Origin of the sequence: Stenotrophomonas maltophilia group sp. RNC7 (assembly GCF_030910085.1) — a bacterium.
GTDB lineage: Bacteria > Pseudomonadota > Gammaproteobacteria > Xanthomonadales > Xanthomonadaceae > Stenotrophomonas > Stenotrophomonas sepilia.
In genome coordinates, this window is the sequence record NZ_JAVFVN010000305.1 from 1 (window position 1) to 367 (window position 367).

The following is a 367-nucleotide window of genomic DNA, read 5'->3' on the forward strand; positions in this document are numbered from 1 at the left end:
GGATGCGGCTGATGCCCATTTCGACGAAGGAGCCGGCGATGACGACGCCGAAGATCGCGGCCATGACGGCCTCGACCGGCGTGCCCTGCTTGACCATGACCGAGCCGCCGGCGATCAGCGGGCCGACGAAGTTGAAGCTGGTGCCTTGCACGATCAAGAGGCCCGCGCCCAGCGGACCGAAGCGCTTGCACTGCACGTAGGTGGCGATGCCGGAGATGACCAGCGACATGGACACGATCAGGGTGGTGTCGCGGCTGCTCACGCCCAGGGCCTGGCAGATCAGCAGGCCGGGGGTGACGATGGGGACCAGGATGGCCAGCAGGTGCTGCAGGGCGGCGACGAAGGCGACGGGGGCCGCAGGACGGTC

The 367-nt window shown here is 68.7% G+C and carries 1 protein-coding gene; it reads right to left on the reverse strand.

What is annotated here, in order from left to right:
• Positions 1-367, reverse strand: a 367-nt coding sequence (locus tag RCF13_RS05165) for a solute carrier family 23 protein (protein WP_308140910.1), incomplete at both ends; no start/stop codon positions are given.